General features: G+C 58.5%; 31 protein-coding genes and 1 tRNA gene. 15 read left to right on the top strand and 17 right to left on the bottom strand.

The features are described from left to right. Positions 1-16: 16 nt before the first annotated feature. Both Q7U39_08970 and Q7U39_08965 read right to left on the bottom strand, forming a co-directional pair. Entirely contained in the window at positions 17-343 is a 327-nt protein-coding gene (locus Q7U39_08970; protein ID MDO9118075.1) for a (2Fe-2S) ferredoxin domain-containing protein, read from the bottom strand. A gap of 54 nt (positions 344-397) precedes the next feature. Continuing rightward, positions 398-841, bottom strand: a complete 444-nt coding sequence (locus Q7U39_08965; GenBank protein ID MDO9118074.1) for a gamma-glutamylcyclotransferase family protein — start codon at positions 839-841, stop codon at positions 398-400. A gap of 194 nt (positions 842-1,035) precedes the next feature. Between Q7U39_08965 and Q7U39_08960 the strand changes: the two genes are divergently transcribed. Beyond that, positions 1,036-1,566, top strand: a complete 531-nt coding sequence (locus tag Q7U39_08960) for a hypothetical protein (GenBank protein MDO9118073.1) — start codon at positions 1,036-1,038, stop codon at positions 1,564-1,566. Here the strand turns inward: Q7U39_08960 and Q7U39_08955 are convergent. After that, the gene (locus Q7U39_08955; protein MDO9118072.1) at positions 1,541-1,861 is read right to left on the bottom strand and encodes a non-heme iron oxygenase ferredoxin subunit; all 321 of its coding nucleotides are present in this window, start codon (positions 1,859-1,861) and stop codon (positions 1,541-1,543) included. The two genes, Q7U39_08960 and Q7U39_08955, sit on opposite strands and share 26 nt — an antisense overlap. A 160-nt stretch (positions 1,862-2,021) precedes the next feature. Between Q7U39_08955 and Q7U39_08950 the strand changes: the two genes are divergently transcribed. Continuing rightward, the gene (locus tag Q7U39_08950; GenBank protein ID MDO9118071.1) at positions 2,022-2,567 is read left to right on the top strand and encodes an HNH endonuclease; all 546 of its coding nucleotides are present in this window, start codon (positions 2,022-2,024) and stop codon (positions 2,565-2,567) included. A gap of 215 nt (positions 2,568-2,782) precedes the next feature. On the opposite strand, the gene Q7U39_08945 is transcribed toward Q7U39_08950, so the two are convergent. After that, positions 2,783-3,235: a hypothetical protein gene (locus tag Q7U39_08945; protein ID MDO9118070.1), complete on the bottom strand. Its 453-nt coding sequence runs from the start codon at positions 3,233-3,235 to the stop codon at positions 2,783-2,785. Between the two features lie 136 nt (positions 3,236-3,371). On the opposite strand from Q7U39_08945, the gene Q7U39_08940 reads away from it, so the two are divergent. From Q7U39_08940 to Q7U39_08925, 4 genes are all read left to right on the top strand, one after another. After that, the gene (locus Q7U39_08940; GenBank protein ID MDO9118069.1) at positions 3,372-4,040 is read left to right on the top strand and encodes a bifunctional precorrin-2 dehydrogenase/sirohydrochlorin ferrochelatase; all 669 of its coding nucleotides are present in this window, start codon (positions 3,372-3,374) and stop codon (positions 4,038-4,040) included. Positions 4,041-4,054: 14 nt separating this feature from the next. Continuing rightward, a complete protein-coding gene (locus tag Q7U39_08935; GenBank protein ID MDO9118068.1) occupies positions 4,055-4,363 on the top strand; it encodes an MTH1187 family thiamine-binding protein in 309 nt (102 codons plus the stop codon). 223 nt (positions 4,364-4,586) lie between these two features. Beyond that, on the top strand, positions 4,587-7,439 hold the full coding sequence (locus tag Q7U39_08930) for an ATP-binding protein (protein ID MDO9118067.1): 2,853 nt from the start codon (positions 4,587-4,589) through the stop codon (positions 7,437-7,439). 55 nt (positions 7,440-7,494) lie between these two features. Further along, positions 7,495-8,901 carry an outer membrane protein transport protein gene (locus tag Q7U39_08925; GenBank protein ID MDO9118066.1) on the top strand — a complete coding sequence of 469 codons (1,407 nt, stop codon included), beginning with the start codon at positions 7,495-7,497 and terminating at the stop codon, positions 8,899-8,901. 18 nt (positions 8,902-8,919) lie between these two features. On the opposite strand, the gene alr is transcribed toward Q7U39_08925, so the two are convergent. From alr to Q7U39_08865, 12 genes are all read right to left on the bottom strand, one after another. Beyond that, the gene (gene alr / locus Q7U39_08920) at positions 8,920-10,053 is read right to left on the bottom strand and encodes an alanine racemase (GenBank protein ID MDO9118065.1); all 1,134 of its coding nucleotides are present in this window, start codon (positions 10,051-10,053) and stop codon (positions 8,920-8,922) included. Positions 10,054-10,081: 28 nt separating this feature from the next. Continuing rightward, complete coding sequence (frr, locus tag Q7U39_08915) at positions 10,082-10,645, bottom strand: ribosome recycling factor (GenBank protein ID MDO9118064.1); 564 nt, start codon at positions 10,643-10,645, stop codon at positions 10,082-10,084. Positions 10,646-10,664: 19 nt separating this feature from the next. Beyond that, entirely contained in the window at positions 10,665-11,390 is a 726-nt protein-coding gene (gene pyrH / locus Q7U39_08910) for a UMP kinase (GenBank protein ID MDO9118063.1), read from the bottom strand. Continuing rightward, the gene (gene tsf, locus Q7U39_08905; protein ID MDO9118062.1) at positions 11,387-11,983 is read right to left on the bottom strand and encodes a translation elongation factor Ts; all 597 of its coding nucleotides are present in this window, start codon (positions 11,981-11,983) and stop codon (positions 11,387-11,389) included. The genes pyrH and tsf overlap by 4 nt, the downstream gene beginning before the upstream one ends. 58 nt (positions 11,984-12,041) lie before the next feature. Beyond that, a complete protein-coding gene (rpsB, locus tag Q7U39_08900) occupies positions 12,042-12,809 on the bottom strand; it encodes a 30S ribosomal protein S2 (protein ID MDO9118061.1) in 768 nt (255 codons plus the stop codon). Positions 12,810-13,034: 225 nt separating this feature from the next. Next, positions 13,035-14,240 (bottom strand): bifunctional glutamate N-acetyltransferase/amino-acid acetyltransferase ArgJ, encoded by a 1,206-nt coding sequence (gene argJ, locus Q7U39_08895; GenBank protein MDO9118060.1) that lies wholly within the window; start codon positions 14,238-14,240, stop codon positions 13,035-13,037. A gap of 56 nt (positions 14,241-14,296) precedes the next feature. Continuing rightward, on the bottom strand, positions 14,297-15,349 hold the full coding sequence (gene argC / locus Q7U39_08890) for an N-acetyl-gamma-glutamyl-phosphate reductase (GenBank protein ID MDO9118059.1): 1,053 nt from the start codon (positions 15,347-15,349) through the stop codon (positions 14,297-14,299). A gap of 101 nt (positions 15,350-15,450) precedes the next feature. Continuing rightward, complete coding sequence (gene rpsI / locus Q7U39_08885; protein ID MDO9118058.1) at positions 15,451-15,846, bottom strand: 30S ribosomal protein S9; 396 nt, start codon at positions 15,844-15,846, stop codon at positions 15,451-15,453. Between the two features lie 29 nt (positions 15,847-15,875). Further along, positions 15,876-16,304, bottom strand: coding sequence for a 50S ribosomal protein L13 (rplM, locus tag Q7U39_08880; GenBank protein MDO9118057.1), 429 nt, complete (start codon positions 16,302-16,304; stop codon positions 15,876-15,878). Between the two features lie 40 nt (positions 16,305-16,344). Then, positions 16,345-16,830 (bottom strand): bifunctional nuclease family protein, encoded by a 486-nt coding sequence (locus Q7U39_08875; protein ID MDO9118056.1) that lies wholly within the window; start codon positions 16,828-16,830, stop codon positions 16,345-16,347. Between the two features lie 13 nt (positions 16,831-16,843). Then, positions 16,844-17,299, bottom strand: a complete 456-nt coding sequence (locus Q7U39_08870; protein MDO9118055.1) for a bifunctional nuclease family protein — start codon at positions 17,297-17,299, stop codon at positions 16,844-16,846. Between the two features lie 195 nt (positions 17,300-17,494). Beyond that, on the bottom strand, positions 17,495-17,776 hold the full coding sequence (locus tag Q7U39_08865; GenBank protein ID MDO9118054.1) for a Fe(2+)-trafficking protein: 282 nt from the start codon (positions 17,774-17,776) through the stop codon (positions 17,495-17,497). A 197-nt stretch (positions 17,777-17,973) separates the two neighbouring features. Here Q7U39_08865 and Q7U39_08860 point away from each other — a divergent pair. From Q7U39_08860 to Q7U39_08850, 3 genes are all read left to right on the top strand, one after another. Continuing rightward, positions 17,974-18,060, top strand: a tRNA-Leu gene (locus Q7U39_08860). A 195-nt stretch (positions 18,061-18,255) separates the two neighbouring features. Next, positions 18,256-19,002, top strand: coding sequence for a hypothetical protein (locus Q7U39_08855; GenBank protein MDO9118053.1), 747 nt, complete (start codon positions 18,256-18,258; stop codon positions 19,000-19,002). 161 nt (positions 19,003-19,163) lie between these two features. After that, complete coding sequence (locus Q7U39_08850) at positions 19,164-19,430, top strand: sulfurtransferase TusA family protein (protein ID MDO9118052.1); 267 nt, start codon at positions 19,164-19,166, stop codon at positions 19,428-19,430. A gap of 31 nt (positions 19,431-19,461) precedes the next feature. On the opposite strand, the gene Q7U39_08845 is transcribed toward Q7U39_08850, so the two are convergent. Continuing rightward, positions 19,462-20,199 carry an SAM-dependent methyltransferase gene (locus Q7U39_08845; protein MDO9118051.1) on the bottom strand — a complete coding sequence of 246 codons (738 nt, stop codon included), beginning with the start codon at positions 20,197-20,199 and terminating at the stop codon, positions 19,462-19,464. 67 nt (positions 20,200-20,266) lie between these two features. Here Q7U39_08845 and ccsA point away from each other — a divergent pair, with 67 nt between their 5' ends. The 6 genes from ccsA to hemB are packed head-to-tail and all read left to right on the top strand — an operon-like array spanning position 20,267 to position 26,411. Then, positions 20,267-21,070 (top strand): cytochrome c biogenesis protein CcsA, encoded by an 804-nt coding sequence (ccsA, locus tag Q7U39_08840; protein ID MDO9118050.1) that lies wholly within the window; start codon positions 20,267-20,269, stop codon positions 21,068-21,070. A 1-nt stretch (position 21,071) separates the two neighbouring features. Continuing rightward, positions 21,072-22,460, top strand: coding sequence for a glutamyl-tRNA reductase (gene hemA, locus Q7U39_08835; GenBank protein ID MDO9118049.1), 1,389 nt, complete (start codon positions 21,072-21,074; stop codon positions 22,458-22,460). 22 nt (positions 22,461-22,482) lie between these two features. Then, positions 22,483-23,430 carry a hydroxymethylbilane synthase gene (gene hemC / locus Q7U39_08830; GenBank protein MDO9118048.1) on the top strand — a complete coding sequence of 316 codons (948 nt, stop codon included), beginning with the start codon at positions 22,483-22,485 and terminating at the stop codon, positions 23,428-23,430. Further along, on the top strand, positions 23,430-24,995 hold the full coding sequence (gene cobA / locus Q7U39_08825; protein MDO9118047.1) for a uroporphyrinogen-III C-methyltransferase: 1,566 nt from the start codon (positions 23,430-23,432) through the stop codon (positions 24,993-24,995). The genes hemC and cobA overlap by 1 nt, the downstream gene beginning before the upstream one ends. A gap of 45 nt (positions 24,996-25,040) precedes the next feature. After that, positions 25,041-25,433 (top strand): CBS domain-containing protein, encoded by a 393-nt coding sequence (locus Q7U39_08820; GenBank protein ID MDO9118046.1) that lies wholly within the window; start codon positions 25,041-25,043, stop codon positions 25,431-25,433. A gap of 6 nt (positions 25,434-25,439) precedes the next feature. Next, positions 25,440-26,411, top strand: a complete 972-nt coding sequence (gene hemB / locus Q7U39_08815) for a porphobilinogen synthase (protein ID MDO9118045.1) — start codon at positions 25,440-25,442, stop codon at positions 26,409-26,411. Position 26,412: the final 1 nt, after the last annotated feature.

Below are 26,412 nucleotides of genomic sequence, written 5' to 3'. Positions count from 1 at the left end.
CTTCGCTCGTCGGAAATTATTTCCAGGCTGCGTCCGGGTTCAGTTTCGCGGCCGGCGTTCCCTTGATGATGTGTTCATCGAGGATGGTCGCGACATCGGCTTCGGTCACCTTTGAGTACCAGGTGTTGTCGGGGTAGACGACGACGGTCGGGCCCTGTTCGCAGGGGCCCAGGCATCCGGTGCCGCTCACGAGGACCTGGCCGGGCTGCACGCCGCGTTGCATGAGCCCCATGTTGAAGGCCATGAGCAGCTGCGCGGCTCCGGCGCTGCCGCAGGATGGCTTGGGGTGTCCCGGAGGACGGGAGTTGGTGCAGACGAGAATATGATGCTTTGGCTTTGGCATAGTTCCCTCAGTTAGAGTGGGTGATGTGTGAACACAGCGCGTGCGTCGCGCTGCCTACGAAGGCCGGTAGGCTTGCCACTGTTCGACGGCTTCCTCCGGCATTTTCCACTGTTTGAGTCCTTTGATGACCCAGTCGAGGTAGTGGTCTTTGGGTTTGAACTTTCCGATGGGATTGGCGGCGTAGGTCGTCACGAGTTCTTTCTCGCCGGCTTCGGTCAAGACCGTCACCTGCAGGTGCCGGTAGGCGCCCGGCGGCACATCCTGCTCAAACTCATCCATAATCTTCAGGTCCTCGTCGGTCAGTTCAAAGACCGCGCCCCAGACCTTTTCTCCGGGGGAGGGAGCGATGCTGGAGAGTCCGCAACGCCACTGTGCCGACCATCGGCAGAACTTGATGGTGTGATCGCCCAGCGTGGCCAGATAGAGGAACTGATGTTCCGGAGCCCGGCGCTTGAGTTGGGTCAGATTGAGGTTGTCTCCGTACAGAAAGAATTTCATGCGAGGCGCTCTTGGTGATTCGAGTGACGATGGTGCCGCGTTACTTGTAGCACACCGGCTTTTCTTCAGACAAGCGGCCGGCTTCGCGCGGGGGATCGTCCATTGACAACCATCCAAGCGCTTCCTAAGATGCCTGCGATGCGTGTTCGCCCGTCAGGCCATCGTCCTCTCCTATGGAATTGAGTATCTGAACTATGAGTACCGATCCGTCTCTCTCGACTGCACCGTCGGAATCTTCGTTCTTGGTGAGAACGCTCCACTATGCGGTGGTGGCCGTGCTCGTGTTCGGCGGGCTCTACTACTTTGTCACGAAGCCGCCGTCTCTCAATCCGATGGCGGACAAGCAAGCGGCCGAGGCGCTGGCCATGGTGCAGACGCATCAGGCGATCGGGTTTCCGACGATTCTTCAAGCGATGAACGAACATGTCCGTTCGATGAAGGAGCGCGGGCAGGGGGTGCGGCTCGGTGAGTGGCGCGTGAAGCAGGTAGAAGGGGACATCTACGAGATTCGGCTGCAGTTGCGCGATCAAAGTGTCAGCGGCCAATGGTTTGAGCGGGAATTTATCTGGCACGCACACTTGGGGAAAAAGAAGGTCAACGCCGCCTCGGTGCCTGCCGACGGCGTGACGCCGATGGCGCCGGATTCCGATCGGCCGCAGACGCCTGCGCCGCCGCTGCCTGGTGCCCCTCCCATGCCGCCTATGTCAGGTCCTCCGGGAGTTTGATCTGAATCTGGCCGCCGACGACGCGCACGTCGCAGCAGGCCACCGTGAAGTTCGGATTGTTCACACGCTGGCCGGTTCGCAGGTCGAATTTCCATCCATGCCAGGGGCATTCGATGATGCCCCCATTCAGTTTCCCGTCCCCAAGCGGCCCGCCTGCATGCGGGCAGGTGTTGTCGACCGCATAGAGCGTCCCGTCGACATTGCAGAGCGCGATCCAGATGCCGCTGATGTCCACCGTCTTTGTTGTTCCCGGAGGCACGTCGGTGAGCGCGGCCACGGTCACGAAGTCTTTCATAGAGGGCAGTGTCCCAAAAAACCGATAGCGGCGTCTAGAGGGCGATAGATGCGGGGTTGCTTGATTTCGCCCGGGGCCTATGGCATAAAAACACTATATACGCCCTTGATAAACTGGATGGCCTCTCAGAGAGGAGCCAGGTAGGGAATGAGGTTGTTGCATGGAAATGACTCTCCTGCTCAACTCGACGTACGAACCGCTGCGGGTGGTTCACTGGCAAAAAGCCATTGCCCTTCTGTGGCAAGGCAAAGTCGAAGTCCTCGAAGTCTACGACCGCGAAATCCACGGCATCTCCCTCTCGATCAAACTGCCCGCAGTGATGCGGCTGCTCAAACTGGTGCGCCTGAAAGACAGCCACCGGGCGGTGAAGTTTTCCCGCATCAATATTTTTACGCGCGATGGCTACACCTGCCAATATTGCAGCAAGAAATTTCGAACGGAAGAGTTGACCTTCGACCACGTGGTGCCTATTGCCAAGGGCGGGAAGAAGACGTGGGAGAACATCACCACGGCCTGCTGGCGCTGTAATAATCGCAAGAGCGGGCGGACGCCGGATGAAGCCGGGATGAAGTTGAAGAAGAAACCGGTGAAGCCGCGCTGGAACCCGGTGATTACGATTACGATCGGGATCCGCAACACGCCGGAGAGCTGGCGGGATTATCTGTATTGGAATATGGAGCTTGACGCCGATCCCGCCGAGACTTAGCGCAGACCGTTGAAACAAGCTCTTGGCTGCGTTCTCGTCTCTAAAACATCCTCAACGTACCCCTGAGGGTACGCCTGCGGTGTTTTTTCGCCTGCGGCCTTGCCGAATAGCTTGTTTGAACGGTCTGTTTTTCTTGCCTGGTTAACCTATGGCCTGCGGCCTTGCGGGAAAGCTTTTTGAGCATCCCGCGAGTGTTTAGTAGTTCGAATCCCCCGCTACTTCACTGAATCCAGGACAATCTCGAAGTCTCGGCCGCCCGGGAGGGTGGGGTTCTTGGCGTAGCGTCCTTCGATGTCGCCGGGCTGCGCCGGTCCGGCCTGGCCGTCGCGGTCGAGTCGGGCCACGATGTCGACCATCCCGCGCAGTTCAGATCCCTCGACCATGACATCGGCGTTGGTTATTTCAAAGGAGGCCGGAAATGTCGGGTGGTCGATGCGTTTGGCGGCAATGGGACGGGGCGGACCCTGTGGACGCTTGACAATCACAAAGAGCACGTCGGTCGGCTTGACCTGATCGGCCAGATTCGGGGCGATGGTCACCCGTCCTGCGACGACCGGTTCTCCGGTGGCCGGATCGCAGCTATGGGCGAGTCCGAGCCAGGCGGCGAGGGCCGCCAGACCAATGATACTGCCTGCCATTCCGATCGCTTGTCCTGATATGCCGGCCATGCATCCTCCAGAGTCTCAATGAGCGTCGCATTATAGACAGGTCGCGGGGAAAAGGGGAGGGTACGGTTTACGGCCAGGAAGACGCTATTGTATGATGGCTGCCAGTTACACCCTGTGCCGTATGGAGGAACACGTTATGGCTCCCAATCCTGGTTTTCCCTTGGTGCTCGATGTGAAGGGCTTTTCCGTCCTGGTGATCGGCGGCGACGAAGAAGCGGCGGACAAGTCGCAGCGGTTGCTTGAGTCCGGCGCCCGGGTGACGGTGATCAGTCCGACACTGCATGAAACGTTGAAACTGTTGGCCGCGTCCGCGAAGGTCATTCATCGCGGCCGGCATTTCCGCGAGACCGATCTGGAGCATACGATACTGGTGCTGAATACGATCCGTGGAGATCGGGAATTTGCCAAGATGTTGCTGGCGAAGGCCCGGGAAAAGGGATTCCTCCTGTGGTCGGTGGACATGCCGGAGCTGTCCAGTGTCACGATGCCGGCGGTGGTGGCGGTCGGGCATGCCCGGGTCGCGATCAGCAGCAGCGGGGTGGCCCCGGCGTTGTCGGGATTCATGAAGGAAGACCTGGAGCGTATTCTCGATAGCGAGTTTTCGGCCTTTGTCGATTGGCTCGGTCATCTCCGCGAGCAGGCGAAGGCGAACGAGCCCGATGCGGACAAGCGGCGCGCATTACTGCGTGAAGCGCTGGACGGGTTCCGTCTCTTGGGCAAAGTGCAATATCCGAAAGTCTGGCAGGAAGAGCGTGCCCGTCAGACGGCCGCAGGGACGGCGGCACCGGCTGCTAAAACCACATAAAGGAGTCGGCGACGATGGTCTTACTTGAATTCAGCATGTCCCCGTTGGGCAAAGGGGAGAGTGTTGGGAAGTATGTGGCGCGGTCGCTGGATATTATCGACAAGAGCGGCGTGGATTACCGGCTCAATCCGATGGGGACGGTGCTGGAAGGGGAATGGGACGAAGTCTTTGGCGTCGTGAAGAAGTGTTACGAGCGAATGCGCAAAGATTGTGGACGCATTTCCTGCACGATCAAGGTGGATTATCGCAAGGCGGCGAAAGGCCGGCTGTCTAGCAAGGTGGCCAGCATCGAGAAGCAGCTCAAGCGCCGGGTGAAGCAGTAAGTCGCTCCGCTCTCCTGCCGGACCGGTCAACTGAGCCTGCCGGATCGGCTCTGTTGATCGGTCTTTCCGGGTGATCCATCCCTTCCGCCGTGCGATCTTCTCTCTTGAAGTCTCTAGCTTTCCTTCCTATACTAGCCTCGCCGGAATCCGGATATCCGGCGCGGGATGCGGCCTAACGAAGGCCCTCCGGCGCGTGCGGCGTGTCCCCGGAGGGGAGGGTGCTATGCCTATTCAGTCATTGGACGGTATCGAGCCGTCGGTGCTGCCGTCGATCGAGCTATTGCCAAAGGAACGCAGGATCCTTGACCGTCCGTTCATGGAATTTCGTCCGTTCGGGTTGGACGAACACGGCCAGACGATCAGGGATTTGAGCGGCATGAGCATTCGGGCGGTCATTCTCGATTTGGAGAAGACGCTGACTCGTGAACGGGGTGACGGCGCAGGCCCGGAGGCCGTCGACGAATTGTGCGTGCTGTTGAATCAGCGCATCAAAGATTCCGTCTACCATGTCACGCCGGAGTTTCTGAAGAACCCCTGGAATAGCTACTCTTACGAATTTGCCGCCTACCTCTACGAGTTCTGCGAACTCTTGACCGGCGACCCGAACTTCATCTTCGCGGGCGGGATGGAAAAAATGTCGCCGATCATTCAGGTGTTGGCGCGACCCTTCTCGCTCGAACAGATCTACGGCATGTTTCCCTATTTCGGCAACAAGTTTGCCTCAGGTTCGGTTGAATGCCGGGTGGTCGACGTGACGCCGGGTTCCGCCACGCTCGCCATGCGGTTTTCCGACCGGACGCTTCGCCAGTTCGGGCCGTTCAGGCGCCGGTGCACCTATCTGGTCTGCCAGTCCGCCCAGGGGATTTTCGCTGCGGTTCCGGCACGCGTGCATGGGCTGCCTCCGGCGACGTTGACGAATCTGTCGTGCGTCTCCAACGACGATGAGTGGTGCCGATGGCTGATTCGATGGCAGAGCGACGGGCCGGCGCGATGGGGACGGGCGTCTCAGACGCTGGCGGCATTGCCGGTGCCGTCCGACACGGCTCCACGTGCGGCCGTAGCGGATGAGTCCGGGCTGGGTCTCTTGCAACGTGAACCGGCGTGGGATGGCTGGGGCAATCCAGGCTCCCGGCGCGAGTCGCACTGGATTCTGTGGAGCGGGTTGATCGGGTTGTGCCTTGCGGGAGGACTGCGCCTTCTGCTCCCTGCCATGGGGCCGGCTGAGATGGCGCTTGCCGGATTGAGTCCGGTCATGGCGGCCGGATGGCTGATGCAGCGCCGCCTGCGGAAGGAAAGCCGACAGCGGGAATCGCTCATTCGCGAACAGATCGCCTTCGTCGAATCGCGGCATGAGGAATTGCGTGAGGCTTATTTAGGGCAGGAGCAGACGCAAGTTGAGTTGCGACGGAAGGTGACGCAATTGACGGCTCTGCATCAAGCCGGACTCCTGTTCAGCGCGACGTTGGATCGCGATACGCTGCTCAAGCGGGTCCTGGAAACGCTCACGCACGATTTGCATTACGACCGTGCGATGGTGTCGATGTTCGATCCGTTGCGTAGTGTCATTCGGCATGTGCGCGTGATCGGAGCCTCCGATGAGGTCTTGGCCTACTCGCAGGATTGTGAGGTGCCGGTGACGGACCGGAACAGCCCTGAGGGGATGGCGGTCCTGCAAGGTCTTCCGCTGTTGATCGCTGATATCCAAACGGTCTGGCAGGAGCTCCATCCGATAAATCGACGGCTCGCGGAACTGAGCCGGACGAAGTCCCTGATCATCGTCCCGCTGAAAGCCAAAGACCACATTCTGGGGATCCTGACGGTCGATAGGACGCATGAGCCAAGTTTGACGAAGGACGACCTTGAGCTGATGACCACGCTGGCGAATCAGGTGGCCATCGCGCTCGATAATGCGGCGGCCTATCAGCAGATCGAGGAATGGAACGTCGGATTGGAGTTGAAGATTCGTGAGCGGACCGAGGCGCTGGAGCAGGCCGACCGGCTGCGGTCGCAGTTTCTCTCTCATGTCTCGCACGAGCTGCGGACCCCGCTGACCTCCATCAAGGGGTTCGTGCAAAATCTCTTGGATGGACTCACCGGTCCGCTGAACGAAAAACAACAGCGGTATCTTTTCCGCATGCTGGATAATTCCGACCGGCTGATCCGGATGATTGAAGATCTTCTGGATCGGACCCGAATCGAGGCCGGCCGGTTGGAAGTTCATCCTGTCGATGTGGATCTGGAGTCCTGCTTGCTCGACGCCATTGAGCAACTGCGCCCCCTGGCTTCCGCTAGGCGGCAGAGGCTCGGTCTTACTGCGCCAGATACCCGCATTGAAGTCTTGGCCGATCGCGATCGATTGATTCAGGTGACGGTGAATTTGATCCAGAATGCCGTCAAGTATACGCCGGAGGACGGTGAGATCACGGTGGCGATCGAATCATCAGGCCCGCGGTTCGTCCGCATTCTGGTCAGGGACACGGGGCCGGGGATTCCGACAGAGGATCTCGATAAGATCTTTGATCCGTTTTTCCGCGTGCAGCAGGGACAGCGGAGCGGCCCGAAGGGGCTCGGGTTGGGGCTCTCCATCGTCAAAACGCTGGTCGAGCTGCAAGGGGGAAGCGTCTCGGCCAAAAACTGTCCGGCAGGGGGAGCGGAAGTCTCCTTTACGTTGCCCTTCCGATCGACGATCCCAACGTCACCGCCAAGTCAGCCGGTTGCAGAACGGCGCGTACTGGTGGCCGACGAGGATCCGGACATTCGGCAGTGGCTGTTTGACCGGCTGAAGGCCAGCGGATATCACCCGGAGGCCGCGACGGATGGGCAGGAAGCGCTTGTGGCGGTCCAGTCGATCGGCTATACAGGTCTGATTCTCGATATCGGTCTGGGACGGATTGATGGATTGAACGTCTTGAAAGAGATTCGATCGCACAGCCCCGAGATCCCGATAGTCATCATGACGGCGTCCGGTTCCCAGGAACTGGCGGTTCAGGCGATCGGGATGGGTGCGCAGGCGTATTTGCTCAAGCCGTTTGATGCCGGTGAGTTGCATGCGGTCATGGAGCGGTGGTTTCAATAATCTTGTGAAGGTGGGGTCGGAATGCCTCGATGGCCACCACATGTCGGAGGGTATCTTGATCACAGCGAGACGGAGATGCGGACGATCGTTGCTGGCCGGTATGGTCGTGGGGGGTGTCCTTCTCTCGATCTGGTTCTCTCCTCCAGCGTCGGCTCAGGTGCCGAGGATCCAGGGGCAGGGGACGTCCGCATCAGGACAAGGGAACGCCTTCGCGGCTCAGGCGGACGATCCGTCGGCGCTGCACTACAACCCCGCCGGCATGACTCAGTTGCGCGGCGTACAAGTGATGGCCGGAGGATTGCTGACCGGAGGAACCACTAGTTTCACAAGTACCTCCGGAGCCAACGCCACCGGCACTCGTGACGGGAGCCTGGCATGGCCGCCGCCGTCGCATGTGTATATTACGGCGAATCTCGGCGATCTCGGAGCGGTGTGGTTGAACGGGTTGACCGTCGGGATCGGTCTGACGTCACCGCTCGGCTCAGTGAGCCGGTATTCGGACACCGGCCCGCAACGATTTAAGGCCACCTTTTCCGCGTTACCGTTGATCGATATCAAGCCGACCATCGCCTATCAGGTCACGCCGGATTTGTCGCTCGGCCTCGGCGCCGACATCTATACCTTTTCGGATATGTTGGGCGAAGGGCACTTTGAGAAGCAATTCATCACCCCGCCCGGATCGCCTGCCGTGTTCGGGGCAGCCGGATCGAAAGCCGAGCTCTATGGGAAGGGGACAGCTGCCGGCTTCAATGTCAGTCTCCTGTATACGGCGTTGCGTAACGCCGAGGGGAAGCCGGTTGCCAATATCGGTGTGGTGTACCGGAATCAGGTTCCGTTGCCCTTGCGCGGCGGGATTCTCGCCAACGGCGTGAAGACGTCGGATGCTTCGACTACGTTCGTCTTGCCGCAAGTCATTACAGGAGCGATCGCGATCTGGCCGACGAGAACGGCTGAGCGTGAGTGGAAGCTGGAACTGGATGTGGACTATGTCGGATGGAAATCCGTCAGAAATCTGGATATCTATCTCGCGAACGGCGGCGTCATTCCTCAACCGCAAAACTGGCGCAGCACCTACACGGTAATGCTCGGGACGGAGTACCGCTGGCTGAAGATGGAATCGCTGCCGGAATGGGAAATGGCCGTTCGCGCCGGCTATACCAATTCACCGACGCAAATTCCTGACCTCACGTTCGATCCCGCCATCCCCGGGGCTGATGTGCATATCCCGTCGGTGGGATTCGGGCTGGTATGCAAGGAGGGCGGAACGATCTTCGGGATTCGGTGCGGCGATTTCGGGGTCGGCCCGATCAAGCCGAAGGCCGTGGGATTCGACCTGTCCTATCAGCTGTCCCTCTACGAACAGCGGACGGTGAGTTGCGGGTGCGCCCTGGCGACGGCGGTGAACGGACTCTATCGCACGACCTATCATACCGGCGGGATTTCATTCCGAATGAATTTCTAGCCGCCGGAGGCGAGAGCGCTAGGAAGTGTGATAACGGCGTGGGATGCGTGGACCGATCGCGCAGAGCGTTTCGTAGGCGATCGTGCCGGTCCATTCGGCCAGATCGGCAGCGGTAATCTGATCACGTCCCTGGCGGCCGATCAGGATGACCTCGTCCCCGACGGCAGCGTTCGGGATCTCCGTCACATCAATCATCACCATATCCATACACACCAGGCCAATGACCTTGGCGCGTTGCCCGCGCACGAGGACTTCTCCACGGTTCGAGAGTCGCCGGTTGAACCCATCGGCATAGCCGATCGGGAGTACGGCGACGCGGGTCGGCCGTTTTGCCACGAAGGTCGCGTTATAGCTGATGGTGCCACCGGTTGGGATGGCGCGCATCTGCGCGATGCAACTCCGCAATGACAAGACCGGTTTGAGGTCGGGCGCCGCGATCGATTTCGGCAAGGTGTGATAGCCATAGAGCATGATGCCTGGTCGAATCAGCGAATAGTGCGAGTGCGGATAGCGAACGGCGGCACCGCTGTTGGCGGCGTGAATCAGCGGGATAGAAAGGCCGCGGGCCGTGATGCCATTCATGACGTGTTGAAAGAGCGCGAGCTGATGCTCAGTTTGGCTTGTCGTGGGGCCGTCGGAATCGGCGAAGTGAGTCATCAGTCCTTCGATCCTGAGCGAAGCCGGCAATGGGCCTGAGTCGATGAGGTTCAACAGCTCGTCCGTAGCCAGTCCGAGACGGCCCATGCCTGTTTCCACTTTGAGGTGAATCGGGTAGGGGGTCGCGAGCGAGGCCGTGGCCTGGGCCAGAATCGGGATCAACGCACGATCGCTCAGGACGGGCGTGAGCCGGTGGGCGATGATGTCGTGGAGCTGTTCTGCGAACAGAGGCCCAAGCATTACAATAGGAACGGTGATCCCGGCCGATCGGAGGGCGATGCCCTCGTCGAGCGAGACGACGGCGACACGGGTGACTCCCTGTGCGACGAGCGATCGTGCAACTTCGACGGCGCCGTGGCCGTAGGCATTGGCCTTGACGACCGCCATGATCTCGCATCCGGGCGAGAGGAGACGGCGCAACTGTGTCAGATTATGGGTCAGGGCGGAGAGGTCGACGGTGGCGTAGGTCGGCGAGGATGTAGAAATGGTCGGCACGCGATGAGGATGGGTCTGGAAGCCTGACTCAGACTTCCATGATCTCCTGTTCCTTCTTCTTGATCACGTCGTCGATTTTCTGCCCGTACTGCTCGGTGAGCTTCTGGGTTTCCTGCTCTCCCTTGCGCAGTTCGTCTTCGGTCAACTTCGCATCTTTTTGGAGCTTCTTCAACTCTTCGTTCGCATCGCGCCGGAAACCGCGGATCTGTACTTTGGTGTCTTCGCCGTGTTTCTTGCAGATCTTCGTCAATTCCTTGCGGCGCTCTTCGGTCAGCGGGGGAAGGGGAACCCGAATCATTTTGCCGTCGTTTGAAGGGTTCACCCCCAGTCCGGAATTCGCCAGGGACTTTTCAATCTCTTTAATCAATTGAGGTTCCCAGGGCTGAATCGTAATGAGCCGCGCTTCCGGGGTCGAAATGTTGGCGATCTGTTTGAGCGGTGTCATGGTGCCGTAGTAATCGACCCGAATGCCATCCAGGAGCGCCACCGAGGCCCGGCCTGTGCGGAGACCGGCAAGGTCCCGCTTGAGGTGTTCCACGGCGTTGTCCATATGGGTCGTCAGGGTTTGCTTGACTGCAGCTGCGTTCGACATGGCGGTACTCCGTAATGAGCTAGCGCGGGCTGATCGTGACCAGCGTGCCGATGGGTTCGCCGAGTGCGACCCGCTTGAAGTTCCCCTGTTCGGTCAACTTGAACACAATGAGGGGAAGGTTGTTATCCATGCAGAGGCTGATGGCCGTCGAGTCCATCACCTTTAAGTTTTGGTTCAGGATCGAGAGAAACGGGATCTCGCTGTATTTCTTTGCCGAGGGATTTTTCACCGGATCGGCATCGTAAATCCCGTCGACTTTGGTTCCTTTGAGAATGACCTGCGCACCGATTTCCATGGCCCGTAGCGCGGCAGCCGTGTCGGTCGAGAAATAGGGATTGCCGGTGCCGCCGGCAAAGATCACGACGCGATTTTTTTCCAGGTGGCGGATGGCGCGACGCCGAATATAGCCTTCGGCTAGTTGGCGCATTTCAATGGCGGATTGGACGCGAGTGATGACGCCGACCCGTTCCAGTGCATTCTGGAGGGCGAGGGCATTCATGACGGTGGCGAGCATGCCCATGTAGTCGGCAGAGGCGCGTTCCATCCCGGATGCGCTGGCCGCCAGCCCGCGGAAAATGTTGCCGCCGCCGATGACGACGGCAACTTGGACATCCAGGGCCACGACAGAGGCGATTTCTTGCGCCAGTCCCTCAAGGACGGATGGCTGAATCCCGTAGCCCTGCTCACCGGCCAACATCTCCCCGCTGACTTTCAGGAGGAGGCGCCGGTATTTCGCAGAACTCATGCTTGGCCTAACTGAAAGCGGGTGAACCGGCGGATGTTCATGTTCTCGCCGATCTTGGAAATCTTCTGCGCCACCAGGTCTTTGACGGTGACGCTTGGGTCCTTGATGAAGGACTGTTCCAGCAGGCAGTTCTCCTGATAGAACTTTTCCAGCTTGCCTTCCACGATTTTCGGCAAGGCCGCCGCGGGCTTCCCCAGTTCCTTCGCTTGCCCTTCGAAAATAGCTTTCTCTCGTTCGACCAGGTCGGCGGGGATGTCCTCGCGCTTGACGTATGATGGATTGGCTGCGGCGATCTGGAGCGCCAGGTCGTTCACGAAGGCTTTAAACTCTTCGTTGCGCGCCACAAAGTCCGTCTCGCAATTGACTTCGATCAAGACGCCGATTTTCCCACCCATATGAATATAGGAATGGATCAACCCCTGATTCGTTTCACGTCCGGCTTTCTTGGCGGCCGCGGCCAGACCTTTTTGCCGGAGGTAGTCGATGGCCTTCTCGACATCGTCGCCGTTTTCCGTCAACGCCTTCTGGCAATCCAGGATACCGGCGCCGGTTTTTTCCCGAAGTTCTTTCACAAGCTGACTTGATCCTGCCATGGTCCTCTATCCTTACGCGGTGAGAGAGATCGTCGTGAATATTAGGTTGTCGAATGCGTTAAGCGACGGGAGCCGCGCTCACTGCGGCCGGCTTTCCACCTGCGGCCGGAGCCGCCTGGAAGTCGGCTTCATCGCGCTGCGTCTTGATATGCGCGCCTTCGATGCAGGCGTCCGCAATCTTCGAGGTGATCAGCTTGATGGAGCGGATGGCGTCGTCGTTCCCCGGGATCGGGTACGTGATGTTATCGGGGTCGCAGTTGCTGTCCAGAATCGCGATAACGGGGATCCCCAGTCTGGTCGCTTCCTGCACGGCAATCTTTTCAATGCGGGTATCCAGCACGAAGATGGCGCCCGGAAGGCCGCGCATGGTCTTGATGCCGGAGAGATACTTCTGCAATTTGACGATGTCTTTCTGCATGAGCATGATTTCTTTTTTCTTCAGACCATGCTCGGTCGGATTTTGCAGCGTCGTTTCCATTTTCTTCATCTTGTCGATGCTGAGACGAATGGTCTTGAAGTTCGTCAGCATGCCGCCGAGCCAGCGCTGGTTCACGTAAAACATATTGGCGCGGGTCGATTCCTCTTGGAGAATTTCCGCGGCTTGCCGCTTGGTGCCGACGAAGAGGACGGTTTCACCGGCTGCGACGGTGTCCCGAACGAAGGCATAGGCCTGTTCCATCCGCGTGAGCGTCTGCTGCAAGTCGATGATGTAGATGCCGTTGCGTTCACCGAAGAGATACTTCTTCATCTTTGGATTCCAGCGGTTCGTCTGGTGTCCAAAGTGCACGCCTGCTTCCAGCAATTCCTTGATCGCGACCACTCCCATGCCTTCACCTCCCTTCGAGGCTTGCAGAGCACCCGCCGTGCGGGTGAGGGGAACGAATCCCCTTATTCTCAAGCCAAGCAGCGCTTTTCTTCGCTGATGTTAAATTTAAGTACTATTTCTGCTGACGCCGATGGTGTGAGCAGAGTTATCCGATGCACCTCTAAAGCCTCGGCACGCTATCATAGCTACAGTGGATTTTCAAGCGGTTAGGTGTGGGGTTCATCCTCAGGATCGATAGCTTGCGTTGATGCGAACATAGTCGTACGACAAGTCGGTCGTCCACATGTGGGCCGCTGCCTGTCCTTGCCCGAGATCGACCGAGATCGTAAATTCCTTCTGCTTGAATACCCGCGCGATTTTCCGTTCCGCCGCCAGCCCTGTTCCCATTCCTCGTTTGACCATCACGACCTTGTCGAAGCGCACCGTCACGATGTCGGGATTGATGGGAACGCCGGATCGTCCGAGGGCGCCCATGACACGTCCCCAGTTGGCGTCTTCACCGAACAAGGCCGTCTTGACTAAGTTAGAGGTGGCGATCGTGCTGGCTACTCGCTTGGCCGCTGCGACGGTCTTCGCTCCGCCGACGGCGATTTTGACGACCTTCGTAACGCCTTCGCCGTCACGGCAGATGGCCAAGGCCAGCGCCTGCGACGCCTCGGTCAGCAGTTGTTCGAACTGCCGATAGTGCTTAGAGCCTGATTGGATGGTCGCGTTCTTCGCCAATCCGTTGGCCAGGCAGAGGACCGTATCATTGGTGCTGGTATCGCCGTCCACCGTAATACAATTAAAGGACTGATCGACTGCTGATTTCAGCGCGCGCTGCAGCGCGGCCGGCGCAATGGCGGCATCGGTGGTCAAGTATCCGAGCATGGTGGCCATATTGGGATGGATCATGCCTGAACCCTTGGCCATGCCTCCGATGGTCACGACTCGGCCGCCGATCTTGGCTTGAACGACGACGGTTTTCGGACGTAAGTCGGTCGTGAGGATGGCTTGAGCGGCCTGGCGTCCGCCTGTGCGGCTGAGTTTCTTGATCAAGGTCGGGATGCCTGCCTGCACCCGATCGATCGGGAGCACCCGTCCGATGACGCCGGTCGATCCGACGAAGACCTGATTCACCGGAATCGCCAGGCTCTTGCCTATGGCCGCGGCCATGGCAACAGCTGCCCGAAGCCCTTTGGCGCCGGTACAGGCATTGGCGTTCCCGCTGTTGACGATAATGGCGCGGCCACGACGCTGCCGGAGATGACGGCGATCCAAAATCACCGGTGCTGCTGCGACACGGTTTTTGGTGAAGACTCCTGCGATGGGACCTGCGACGGTCGATACCACGAGAGCCAGGTCGAGGATGCCTGGTTTCTTAATGCCGCAATGGATGCCGGCGGCTTCAAATCCTTGTGGCGCGGTCACGCCTGATGCCTGTGCGTTCATAGCTGTCATCTCGCTGAAAGGTTATTCAGGAATCCTGTGACGCTGTTGCGTCGATGTCAGGGGTAACTGCCCGGCGCGGTGAGTCCCGTTTCCTCAGGAATTCCCATCATTAAATTCATCGCTTGAATGGCTTGTCCGGCAGCGCCCTTAACCAGGTTATCCACGGCCGCGACGGTAACGACCCATCCGGCTCGCTGGTCTGCATAGACCCCGATATCGCAAAAGTTCGACCCTTTGGTGTAGCGGGGGTTCGGGACGATATCTTCGTAGAGACGGATAAACCGCTCGCCCTTATAGAATTCCCGGTACAGGGCTCGCAATTCCGGCAGCTTAATCTCTGTCTTCAGCTTGCAATAGGCCGTGCTCAGAATACCCCGATTCATAGGGACGAGGTGGGGGGTAAAGGCGATCGTGACCGCGCCGGGCGTTCCCATGACACCGGAGAGCTCCTGCTCGATCTCCGGAATATGGCGGTGCTTGCCGATCTTATAGGGCTCCAACGATTCATGGGCTTCCGGAAAATGGTAGGGCAGGGCCGGACTTCGTCCGGCTCCGGAGACTCCGGATTTCGCATCGATGACGATGGAATCGAGTTGGACGAGTCCTTTGGCGAAGAGCGGCGCCAGCTGCAAAATAGCCGCAGTCGGGTAGCAGCCCGGTGACGCGACCAACGTCGCTTTCGCGATGGCGCTCCGATGGAGTTCCGGCAGGCCATAGACGGCTTCTTGGAGCAGCGCCGGATGGGCGTGCGGTGTCTGATACCATTGTTCATACGCCGCCACGCTCTTAAGCCGATAGTCCGCACTCAGATCTACCACCAGTTTGCCGGCCTTCATGCAGAGTGCAACCGGCTCTTGCGATTTCGTATGAGGGAGTGCAAGGAACAGAGCGTCCGCTCGTTCGGCCAGGGCCTCGGGTGCCAGCGCTTCGAACGTGTGCCGCACGACGCCGGTCAGGCTGGGGAAGACGGAGGCTACGGATTGCCCGGCTGATTTCTCAGAGGTCACCGCAGTGATATCAAAGTAGGGATGCGCGGCGGCCAGACGGACGAGTTCTGCTCCGGCATAGCCGCTGGCTCCTGCGATCGCGATGCGAAATTTCTTAGGCATGACCTGTCATCCTGTCCAGCTGGTGCTGAGGGTGTCCGGTTGTAGACACAAAAAAGGGAAGGCAAGGAGCCTTCCCTTTCTCGTTCTTTGGCTCCGGCTGTTTAGCGCTTGGAGTACTGGAAGCGCTTACGAGCACCCTTCTGTCCGTATTTCTTTCGTTCCTTCACGCGAGAGTCGCGGGTGAGGAGGCCTTCCTTCTTGAGCGGGGTCCGTACCGTGGGGCTCAAGACGACGAGCGCACGCGCAATGGCGTGACGGAGCGCGCCGGCCTGACCGGTCGGGCCGCCTCCGTAGACCGTCGCGTTAATCGAATACTTGCCGGTGAGTCCGGCCATCTCCAGGGGAAGCTGGATGATTTGCCGGAGGGTGAGGCGGGGAAAGGCCTTTTCCAATGGCTTGTCATTTACGGTAATTTCACCATTGGCCGTCCCGGTTACCCAGGCTCTGGCTACGGCACATTTTCTGCGACCTGTTGCGTACTGTGTCACGGCTGCCATATCACTGGTCTCCTTCTGGTCCTTATAGGCTAGAGAGAAATAGGTTCCGGGTGTTGAGCCTGGTGCGGATGATTCGATCCGACATAGACGCGGAGTTTCTTTGCCATTCCGTTGCCGAGGGGGTTCTTGGGGAGCATTCCCTCAATGGCGCGCACCAACAATTCAGTCGGATCCTTCTTGAACAGATGTTGCGCATCAGTGGTCTTGAGTCCGCCCGGGTAACCCGAGTGGTGGATGTAAAGCTTGTCCTGCATCTTATTGCCGGTCAAATGGATCTTCTCGGCATTAATGATCACCACATGATCGCCCATATCCACGTTCGGGGTGAAAGTGGGGCGATGCTTGCCGCGGAGAATGCCGGCGACTTTCGCCGCCAGACGTCCCAGGGTTTTTCCCTCGGCGTTCACAAGATGCCACTGTTCTTTTACATTGGCCGGTTTTTCGAGATAAGTCATCATGGTGATCTTCTACTCCTCGCAATTAGTCAAACCAAACATCCTAGACTTCTTGTGTGTCGATATCTTTCGTATCGAGCTTCGCGAGCCAGGCATCTAGGTGTTGCCCGCTGCGCCGTTTCCAGACGTCCTGGGTGGTATAGATCGGTGCGTGCGTTCGAAGGGCCAGGGCGATGGCATCACTTGGCCGGGCATCGATCGACCGCTCCACCCCTTTGTTCTCCAAAAATACGGTGGCGTAATAGGTGCTGCTTTTCACGTCGGTCAGGACGACTCGCTTGGTCGTGATGCCGAAGTGCTCGCCGAAACTCTTGACCAAATCGTGGCTCATCGGTCGGGGCGGTGTGGCCGAATCCAGGGCGCGACGAATCGAGTCGCCTTCGGGGGCGCCGACCCAGATCATAAAGGTGTCCTGATCGTCGGTCCTGGTCAAGACGAGAATCCTGGTATCCGTATTGGCGTCTTCGACGACCCGGCTCACCGAGAGCGGGATGAGGTCGGGATGGTGTGGGTGTACGGAGTCGTTCATGGTCAATGTCGCGTCAGGAGTCCAGTTTGCCGAAATCTTCCGGCTTCAGATTTTCTAACCATTGTTCGAGTTCTTCCGAGCTTTGCTTTCGGATAACCGACTCATTCGCGAAAATGGGCGCCTCCGAACGAATCGCCAGGGCGATGGCGTCGCTGGGGCGTGAGTCGACGGCGTATTCCGAATCCTCGTACATCAGATGGATCTTGGCAAAATAAGTGTGCTCATTCAAGTCTGTGATGACCACACTAATCACTTTGGCGTTATAGGCGTCCAGGAATGCTTTCATGAAATCGTGCGTCATTGGGCGTGGCGGCGCCACATGCTCCAGGGCAAGGCTAATGGCGCTCGCTTCTGACTTGCCGACCCAGATCGGCAACATCTCGGCTTCGTCCTCATCGCGTAGCACCACGATATAGGCGTTGTTGTAGGGGTCGAACATCAACCCCTTGACCTGCATTTGCGTAATCATGACAAATTCAACTGTACATCCAAGTAAATGATCATGGAAGGCAGGCGAAGAATGGAGGACTGTAGCATTTTCAAAAAGGGCCTGTCAACGAAGTCGGCGACAAGACAGGGAATTTTGTGAAGCGGCCCCGGGCGCTCGCTTGCGCCCGGGAAAACGGAATCGTCACGCACGCAGAGTGGAGAGAGCGACGATGGGCTAGGTGCCTTCGGGACGGAAGTTTTCGGCGATCTTCGAGGTGTCGGCTTGACCTTCCAGCTTTAAGAAGGCCTTCATTTGTTTGCGGACCAGCTCTCGTCCACTTTCGTCGCCGAGGTTGACCTGATACTCATTGATCACCATTACCCGCATGCCCTCCCACTTCTTCCAGCAGGCGGTGCAGACTTTTGCTTTGATGTCCTGTTCCAGCTTGCCGAGAAAGAGGGGAGCGGTGATTGCTTCTCCGGTTTGTCCGCATGTGACGCACGCTACCTCTGTCATATCTGCCATGCTCCTTTATACGAATATGTGTCCGGATGCTCGACGGCGTGAACAAACCAAAATGCCACGGTTCCCATTGCGACGCGACCGCATTCTAGCAGACGTATTCTTCTGAAGAAAAGAGGCGGTTCCGATTGACCCTTCCGAGGCTTCATGTTAGAAGAGGGGCGCATTACATCATGGCGTATTCTTGATGTGCCCGGATGGCGGAACTGGCAGACGCGCCGGACTCAAAATCCGGTTCTCGTAAGAGAGTGGGAGTTCGACCCTCCCTCTGGGCACCACATTTACGGATAACACATGCGATGGTAGTCATCGGTCTGGTCACAACCCAATTTATAGTAGAAAACCCTCTTGACAGGTTTCCCCTGTTGGCCTATAGTTCCGCGGTCATTAGAACGGACTCATGTACGTGATCACTCAAGGAATCTTGTTGTTCATCATCTCCACACATTATCTTTCTCACAAGGAGGCAGCACATGCGTAAGGTGTTGGCACTGGGAGCCACAATTCTTTTTGTCGGCTCTGTGGGTGTTGCGGTCGCGCAAGAGCGGTTGCAGCAGTCTGGCGGATCAGCGATGGGCGTAGGAACCGGAGTCGGCGACATTTCCGGAAGCGCCAACCGCGTTCAGGCCTTTGATCGCAATTCGTTTCTCGATCGGTTGTCTCAGCCTGAGACTGTGTATGGGCGTGTGATTGGCATTGATATCCCCGCCAGGAAGATGCATCTTGAGAGCGGTGGAAGCTCGCACGACGAAGGTCGAGCTGGTTCAGGGACAATGAACTATCGCACGGTGTACTTTGATTCCAATACCAATATGGATCAGGTCCGAATCCTTGAGGCGGGTGACGATGTGACGGTGCAAGCATTTGAAGAGACGTCGACGGCTCAGCCGTTCGGTACCGGTCGGAAGATCGTTCGGGAGATTACAGTCCTTCGTGGAAATGAGAAGCTTGCCGGTTTCGGTGGATTGGGCCAGCGCCCGAACCCCATGACTGAGCGCGCGATTGAAACCAATAGCGGTGGAATCACCGGTGGCGTGGCTGGGTCAGTGCTCCCAGGCAAAGTGACGGGGACCGTCGATACCACGATCAGTGAGTTTACCGGTGCAGCGCCTTGCTGGAACTGCGAGCCGCAGCCCGGCATCGGATTCTCCGGCCAGAGCAAGTCTGACTACGGAGCGGCTGATTACACCAAGCCTAACCTCGTGAAGGGCTTGAACTAGACCTGATCTGGTTTCTTGTTTTTGGAAAGGGGCAGCTTCGGCTGCCCCTTTTTTTTGCGTTGATCAGAGTCCTGCTGTCTTGTTGTCGTGGGTTCTTGCTGGTAACGTAGATTCCTTATCGAGGCGGAAGCTTGACTGGTATTGATTGGCGAGGCGTGAAGATGGATAAGAATGCTAATGTGCAACCGGGGATTTCGACGGATATCGAGTTGGATCTCCGCGGGGTCATCTGTCCGTATAATTTTGTGAAGACGAAGTTGAAGCTCGAGACGATGGATCAGGGACAGGTCTTAGCCGTCTTGCTGGATGATGGGGATCCCATTAAGAATGTTCCGCGCAGCGTAGAGAATGAGGGGCATACGGTACTTGCGCAAGATCGGGTCGGGGCCGCGTTTCGGGTGCGCATCAGGCGAGAGGAGACCGACTAGTTCGTTGATCGAGTTCCTTCCTTTTTCCCTATCAGCTTGTTCCTGCCACGATCATGGTAATTGCCCGCGGCGGTCGGATCCGTTTCAGCTGTTCTAGAATCAGACGGGCGGTTCCTCTCATAAGCGTTTCTTGCTGTTGTGTGAGGTCGCATGCGAGTGCGATTTTGCGGCGCGGGGCTGTTTTTGCAATGGCCTCTAGAATCGCCAGGCATGAGGTGGTCTGACAGAAGAGGATCGTCGGCTCTGCATGCGTCAGAGCCATTGCGAGCCGGTGCTTACCCGAGCCGGTCGGTGCAGGCATGTTTCCATAAAAGTGGAATGCCTCGGCGGAAAAACCTGCTGCAGCCATCGCAGCGGTCACGGCTGAAGGGCCGGGGATCGAATGCACGGGAATGGAGTATTTGTGTGCTGCGGCAACCAGGAGGCTTCCAGGGTCCGAGATCACAGGCGAACCACAATCTGAGACCAAGGCAACGGATGCGCCTTGTTGCAGTCGGTCGATCAGGACCGCAACTTTTTCTTTGATCCTGGTCGGTCCATAGCTCGTGAGTGCGGCGCACAGGTTGTGATGGCGTAAGAGTTCCTGCGTGGCGATCGGATCCTCAGTGGCGATTACATCCACCCGGTTAAAAGTCCTAAGTGCACGGATCGTGATGTCATCGGGATGCCCGATGGGGACTCCAATCAGATAGAGTGAACCGACAGGCTTCTTCGCCGGCCGGCTGGGGAGTTCCACCGCTCGGCTTTGTTGACTCTGTTCTCGTCGCATCGCTATAATTCTCTTTTAATCCCGCAAGATACGGTTCGTCGTTCGTCGCAAAAGAGGGAATGCCCGCATGGCCGTAGTCTGCTTCATGGTGACGATGGGATTGTACTTCGTCGCGACTATTTCATTTCTTGCCTATCTATTGCGGCGCTCTGAAGCCCTGTCAAAAGTCTCTTTGGCCATTACCGCGGCAGGGTTTGTGATGCATACCCTCGCGCTGGTTGCACGGATGGTCGGGAGTTCTGCTGCCGCGCCTCCGAGTGTCCATGAGGCGCTCTCGTTTTTCTCCTGGATGCTCATTCTAGTATTTCTCGCCGTCGAGTTCCGCCACCGGATTCACGTATTAGGTTCTTTCATTGTTCCGCTTGCGCTGGTGTCTCTCATCTCAGCCGCGGCCTTGCCCGATACGGCTCCGACCCTGCAGCCGATGTTTCGAACGCTCTGGCTCCACGTCGCCTTGAGCATGTTGGGGACGGTGGGTTTTGCCGTCGCGTTCGTTGCGGGTGTGATGTATCTCATCCAAGACCGCCTTCTCAAGTCGAAACGGTTCAACGTGTTGTATGCCAAGCTGCCGGCGTTGGATTTTCTTGACCATCTGAACCAGCAATCCATCATTCTCGGGTTTCCGCTCCTTACGCTCGGGATCATCACCGGTGCGATTTCCGCGGAGTTTGCCAAGGGGGCCTATGTGAGTTGGAACCCCGAACAAACCTGGGCGCTGGTGACCTGGTTATTCTATTTTGTCGTGCTTCTTGGACGTCTGACCGTGGGGTGGCGCGCGAAACGGGCGGCCTACTTAACCGTAATCGGGTTCGCGGGAGTCATTTTGACGCTGATTGGCGTGGTCCTCAAGAGCTACGGGACGGTGTCGTGAGATGCATGTAATCGTAGTCGGGCTCAGTCATAAGACGGCGCCCGTCGAAATTCGCGAGAAGCTGGCGGTGCCGGAGAGCCGGATGGGCGAGGCGCTCAGCCGGCTGACGTCTTATTCCGGCGTGAAAGAAGGCTTGCTTCTGTCCACCTGCAATCGTGTCGAAGTCTATTCTGTCGTCGACGATATCGAGCAGGGGTATGGGCGGATCCAGGAATTCCTGGCCGATACCCATCTCTCTCTCTCCTCTGAACAGCTGACCCCGCATTTGTATTGGCATGCCGGCGACCGAGCCATCACGCATCTGTTTCGTGTGGCGGCCAGTCTCGACTCGATGATCGTGGGTGAATCTCAGATCCTCGGGCAGTTGAAAGAGGCGTTTGAATCGGCGCTGGCGCATAAGACGACCGGGCTGATCATGAACAAGGTCGTCAAGAAAGCCATTTCCGTCGCCAAGCGCGTGCGGACCGAAACGAAGATTGCCGAGATGGCCGTGTCGGTCAGCTATGCGGCGGTCGAACTCGCCAAGAAGATTTTTTCGGACCTCGGGCATCGAACCGTCTTGCTGGTCGGGGCGGGGGAAATGGCCAAGTTGGCGGCCCAACACCTCATTGCGCAGGGGGTCGGCCAGGTGCGGATTACCACCAGGACCCCGCAACATGCCGTCGATTTGGCGGAGAAGTTCGGCGGGACGGCGGTGCCGTTCGAGCAATACAAGGACGATATGGCGTCGGCCGATATCGTGCTGGTCTCGACGGGCGCGTCGCACTATCTCATCAGCGCCGATGATGTGCAGCGGGCGGTGACTGCGCGGATGAACCGGCCGATGTTTTTGATCGATATTTCGGTCCCGCGCAATATCGATCCGGCGGTGCGGCATGTCGACAATGCGTTTTTGTTCGATATCGACGATTTGAAGCAGCGGGTGGAAAAAAATCGCGCCGAGCGTTTGCAGGAAGCCGATAAGGCTGAGCAGATGGTGGTGGAAGAGGTCGGGGTATTGCGCGAGTGGATGAAGTCGTTGGAAGTGACGCCGACGATTGTCGCGTTGAAGCAGCGGGCGGATGAGATCAAGCGCAGCGAATTGGACAAGACCTTGGGGCGGCTCGCACACCTGCCGGCCCAGGATCGGGAGCTTGTCGAGGGGTTAGCGTCGTCGATTGTGAACAAGATGATTCACGGGACGATGGTGACGTTGAAGTCCGAGGTGAATTCGTCGAGCGGGGCGGCGTTTGTCGAAGCCGCGCGCCGCTTTTTCAGCCTTGAAGCGGCACAGCCTCCCGAGCCGCGTGGAGACTCAACGGTCGAACCATCATCCTGTCTCGCCCACGATTTGAGTGAGCCTCTCATTGAGCAGGTTCCTTCCCGGACGGCCGGTCGGAAGCAACCGTAGAACTGATGTAGGAGTGAGACCTGTGTCGACACCAACAGCCGCACGAACCACCCTGGTTCTGGGCACCAGGGCGAGCAAGCTGGCGTTACAGCAGAGCGAGTGGTTTCAGGCGCAAGTACAGGCGATTGCGCCTGATATCACGGTGACGCTCACCCGGATACAAACGTCGGGCGACAAGATCGTCGATGTGCCCCTCGCGAAGATCGGCGGAAAGGGCCTGTTCGTCAAGGAAATCGAAGAGGCCCTGTTGAGCGGCGAAATTGATTTTGCGGTGCATAGCATGAAAGATGTCCCGACGCAGTTGCCGGACGGGCTGGAGATTCTCTGTGTGCCTCCGCGCGAGGATTCGCGGGATGCGTTGATCAGCCGAACTGGTTGCCGCTTTCAGGAGTTACCCGTCGGAGCCCGTGTGGGATCGAGCAGCTTGCGCCGGCAATCGCAGTTTCTTCACGCGCGACCGGATCTCCGGATCGAGATGCTCCGGGGCAATCTTGATACCCGGTTGAAGAAACTCAAAGAAGGGCAGTTCGATGCGATTATCCTGGCCGCAGCCGGACTACGGCGTTTGGGATGGACGGAAGAAATCACCGAATATCTCGATCCGCAACTCTGTCTCCCGGCGATCGGGCAAGGGGCTTTGGGCATTGAGGGGCGGTCGAATGATCAGTTCGTGCGCTCCATTTTGAGCCGGCTGACCCATCAGCCGACGCAGGTGGCGGTGACGGCCGAACGTGCGTTGTTGCATCGATTGGAAGGCGGTTGTCAGGTGCCGATCGCGGCTTATGCGACATTGACGAATGACCAGGTGCATCTGGAGGGGCTGGTCGCGAGTGTGGATGGCAAGACCGTCATTCGAGATGCCGTGCAAGGAACGAGGGCCGAGGCGCAGATCTTGGGTACCAGGCTGGCGGAACGGTTGCTCGCGCGGGGTGCGGACAAGATTCTGGGCGAGATTTATGGAAGGGCTTGATGTCAGGTAAGCCCCACAGTGGCAGAGTCTATCTGGTCGGAGCGGGTCCGGGAGATCCGAAGCTCTTGACCTTGCGGGGCAAGGAATGCCTTGAGCAGGCCGATGTGGTGTTCTACGATTACCTCGCGAATCCCGTGTTGTTGTCTCATGCTCCGCTCCGGGCCGAGCGCATTTACGTGGGCCGGCGGGGGCGCGGACAATACCAACCCCAAGAAACCACGAACCGCATGCTCATTGAGCGGGCGACGCAGGGACAGGTCGTGGTCCGCCTGAAGGGCGGCGATCCGTTCGTATTCGGTCGCGGGGGAGAAGAAGCGGAAGCGTTGGCCGCCGCGGGAGTCTATTTTGAAGTGGTTCCCGGTGTGACGGCGGCCGTAGCCGCTCCCGCCTATGCCGGAATTCCCGTAACCCATCGGACGATGGCATCGACCGTGACGTTTGTCACTGGCCATGAGGATCCCGATAAGCTCACCACTGCGCTCGAGTGGCCACGGCTGGCTAGTAGTCACGGCACGCTGGTGTTCCTGATGGGGATGAAAAACCTTCCTTCGATTGTGTCGAATCTTATCGCCGAAGGCCGTCCGGCGACGACCCCGGTCGCATTGATTCGATGGGGAACCAAAGCGGCGCAACGCACCGTAGTCGGGACGCTGGCCGATATTGTGGAGCAGTCCCGGCAGGCGAAGCTGGAGCCACCGACGGTCGTGGTCGTCGGAGAGGTGGTCACGCTTCGAGAGCAGTTGAATTGGTTCGAGCGGCGGCCGCTGTTCGGAAAGCGTGTGTTGATGACGCGTGCGAAAGAGCAGGCGGGAGAGCTGGCCGGCTTACTTGCAGCCGCCGGCGCGGAACCGATCGAAGGGGCCACGATTCGCATCGTCGAGCCGAATGATTGGGCGCCGGTCGATCGAGCGATTGACGCGCTCGGCCAGTATGACTGGGTGATCTTTACCAGCGTCAATGGCGTCGCGCAGTTTATGAAGCGGCTGCAGAAATGCGGGCATGATGCGCGCAGTTTTGCCGGGCGACGCATTTGCTGTATCGGGCCCCGCACGGCCGAGGAGTTGGCGACGTATGGCCTCAATGCGGATATGGTTCCGGCTGAGTATCAGGCCGAGGGGGTCCTGGCGACGCTGGCTGAGTCGGATCTGTCGCGGGCCCGCGTGCTCATCCCGCGGGCTGAAGTCGCGCGCGAGCTCCTGCCTGAGGAGTTACGGTCTCGCGGGGCGGTGGTCGACGTCGTTCCGGTGTATCGCACAGAAGTTCCACGAGACTCCGTCGAGAGCTGGAAGCAGTTGTTGGTGGACCGGGAGATCGAGTGCGTGACCTTTACCAGTTCGTCGACGGTCCGAAACTTTATTGAGTTGGTCGGGGGTGAAGCGCAGGCACGGGTCCTGGTACAATCGGTCGCAGTAGCCTGTATCGGACCGATCACGGCACAGACCGCGCGAGAGGCGGGATTTTCGGTTGCGATTATGCCCAACGAGAATACGATTCCGGCGTTGGTCGAGGCGATGGCAGGATATTTTGGGAAGGGCGTGTCGGTGGCTACGGCAACGGCGCCGTAGCGGTGTGATGACGGGCAGATACACAGCAAAAGGGAGGAGTATCCAATGGTTCCTGTGAAATCGTTCATGATTCCTCGAGAGAAATTTGTCACCGTGGCCCGTGATACCGACGCCCAGACGGCGGCGCGGATTATGCGTGATCGCGGGATCGGCAGCTTGTTCATTACCAACGACAAAGAGATTATCGGTATCGTGACCGACACGGACATGATGCGCCGGGTGGTGGCGTCGGGGTCGGATGCGACTAAGGCAACGGTGGAACAGATCATGTCGGCTCCGATCATGACGATCGAGGAGAGCAAGACACTGCTGGATGCCAACGACCTGATGGCTCAGGCGCATGTGCGCCACCTGGGCGTGACGCGCGAGGGGAAGTTGGTCGGTGTGATTTCTGTTCGTGATTTGGTGGTCTTTCTGACGAATTTGCCAAGGAAGTAGGATTGTATGGCGTTTCCGATCCAGCGGTTACGGCGGCTCCGGCAACAGGACTCGTTTCGGCGGATGGTGCGGGAAACCGTGCTGTCTCCGGCGGATTTCATCTACCCCTTGTTCGTCGTCGAGGGGCAGGGCCGGCGTGAGGAGATCGGGTCGATGCCCGGCCAGTTCCGTCTGTCGGTCGATCTATTGGTGAAAGAGGCGGCGGAGGTCAAGTCTCTTGGCATTCCCGCAATTATCCTGTTCGGTATTCCTGCGAAAAAAGATGACCGGGGGACATCAGGGTACGAGCCTAACGGGATCGTGCAGCGGGCGATTAAGGCGGTGAAGGATCAAGTGCCTGGGCTGGCTGTCATTACGGATGTCTGTATCGATGAATACACTGATCATGGCCATTGCGGTATTGTGAAAAACGGCAAAATTCTCAATGATGAAACGCTGGAGTGTTTGCGCACGATGGCCCGCACGCATGCTGAAGCCGGCGCCGATATGGTGGCCCCTTCCGATATGATGGATGGACGGGTGGCTTCGATTCGTGCGGAGCTCGATCAGGCGGGTTTCCCCGAACTGCCGATCATGGCGTATGCCGCAAAGTTCTCGTCTTGTTTCTATGCCCCGTTTCGGGATGCCGCGTATTCGAGCCCGCAGTTTGGCGATCGCCAGTCGTATCAGATGGATCCGGCCAACGGACGGGAAGCGCTGCGCGAAATCGATTCGGACGTGGAGGAAGGGGCGGATATCGTGATGGTCAAACCGGCCATGCCCTATCTGGATATTATCGCCCAGGCTCGCGCGCGGACCTTGCTTCCCATCGCGGCGTACCAAGTCAGTGGTGAGTACAGCATGATCAAAGCGGCGGGGCGCGCCGGCTGGCTGGATGAAACGCGCGCCATGATGGAATCGCTGCTCTCGATCCGGCGGGCCGGGGCCGATCTCATCTTGACCTACTTCGCGAAGGATGCCGTCCGGCAGCTCCATTGAT

Source organism: Nitrospira sp. (genome assembly GCA_030653545.1).
In the GTDB taxonomy this organism is placed as follows: domain Bacteria; phylum Nitrospirota; class Nitrospiria; order Nitrospirales; family Nitrospiraceae; genus Nitrospira_D.
This window is presented reverse-complemented; position numbering and strand designations above follow the sequence as displayed.